This window comes from Pseudactinotalea sp. (genome assembly GCF_048594945.1).
GTDB lineage: Bacteria > Actinomycetota > Actinomycetes > Actinomycetales > Beutenbergiaceae > Pseudactinotalea.
The window spans coordinates 1-1,522 of the sequence record NZ_JBMDXJ010000107.1; the positions used below are offsets into that span (position 1 = coordinate 1).

1 protein-coding gene and 1 pseudogene are annotated in these 1,522 nt (G+C 70.4%); both read right to left on the reverse strand.

Annotated features, from left to right (window positions below; translation table 11 throughout):
- Positions 1-194: 194 nt before the first annotated feature.
- Positions 195-482 carry a MarR family transcriptional regulator gene (locus ACOJSN_RS05060; RefSeq protein ID WP_420111420.1) on the reverse strand — a complete coding sequence of 96 codons (288 nt, stop codon included), beginning with the start codon at positions 480-482 and terminating at the stop codon, positions 195-197.
- Positions 479-1,522 (reverse strand): annotated as a pseudogene (locus ACOJSN_RS05065) (hypothetical protein); the annotation flags it as partial. The gene ACOJSN_RS05060 and the pseudogene ACOJSN_RS05065, both read right to left, overlap by 4 nt.

A 1,522-nucleotide genomic window follows, 5' to 3' on the forward strand; every position in this document is an offset into this window, starting at 1 on the left:
GCAAGGGCCAGACCGACCGCGCTGCCGCGCCACCGCCTGGTCATGCCATGGGGGGTTGATGTTGACATGTGTGCTCTCTTCACTGAAAAGCTCGACCATCTCGAGCCACCGCGGATCAGTAGAGCGAAGGCCGGTTCCGCAACGGTTAGTGCTCGGTTCGGTTCGTGAAACTTCAAACGAGACTGGTCGGCCGCTCAGGCCTCCACCGGTACCTCGCCGGGTGGCGGCAGGTGCAGGGCAGCGGCATCGGCCAGCGCGAGCACGCGTCTGCCGAGGGCGAAACCCTTCAGGTCCGGTGTGCGCACGAGGTACTCCTGCGCCACCAGGTGCTTCACGACCCGGAACACGGTGGCCCGGGACATCGGCAGCTGGGCGACCAGGTCAGCGGACGTGACGCCCGGCCCGTGGTCCGCCACCGCCTGGAGCACGGTGAAGGCGGTATCGACCGCGCCCGGCTCCCGGGCAAGGAAGCCGTCTGTCATCGCGGCAGCACCGCATCGCTCCTGACCGGATCGTCATGAGCACCGGGAACCGCCGTCGGCTGTGATATGACGACCAAGGCAGCCCGCCACAACAGTCCTGCAGCGATGACGGTCAGCACGGCGACGATGCGTGGCGCCCCCAGCTCCTCCGATGCCATCTGCCGAGCCGCCACGGCCGCCGAGCCGAGTGCGGTCACCACCGCGAGGACCACCGATCGCGGGCGCAGCTCGTCGATGGACCGCAGGAACGGCACCACGGCGATGGCAGTCAGTGCGTAGGCCAGGCACATGACGGTCGTGGCGGAGTGCAGCAGCTCGCCGGCCGCCGCGGGAACGTGTACTCCCATGGCCCAGGCGCCGAGAGGTAGCCCCACCACGAGCGGCGCACAGACCACAGCGGCGCGCAGCGGCACCCCGTGGCGGTCGGTCCGCCCCAGACCTCGCCAGAGCAGGCCCTCGCGCGCGAAGGAGAAGACGAGCCTGCTGAGCGCCGTCCACGCGCACAGGGCCAGGGTGACGAGCGAGAGCGCCAGGGCCGCCAGGATCAGTGAGTCCACGAACGACGGCTGCCCCAGCGCACCGAACCAGCGCCAGCTCCATGCCAGGTCGGCGGGCCGCGACGCCCCGACGACGCTCGCGACGAGGACCAGCCCGGCCGTGAGCGCGAGCCCTCTGCGCATCGAGGAGGGCACGGTCCGCAACGGCTGCCGCGCCTCCAGCCCCAGCGTCGCGCTGCTCTCGAACGCGACCGTCAGCGTCGCCACGAGTGCGGCACCCACCAGGATGCGTCCACCCGAGGCACCGGCCAGTGAGAAGGTGTCGGCCGAGGGTGGACCGAAGCGCGTCACGATGGCCAGCAGTGCCGCGACGAGCAGCATGACGCTCACGACCTCGACCGCGAGGACCAGCCGCGTCGAGTGCACGACTCCTCGGCGCAGCATCACAAGACAGAGCCCGGCGAAGACGACGACGAGCGTCATGTCGGCGAGCTGCCCCATCGCCCCTCCGCCACCGGCGTTCACGGTGAGCTCGACACGGTG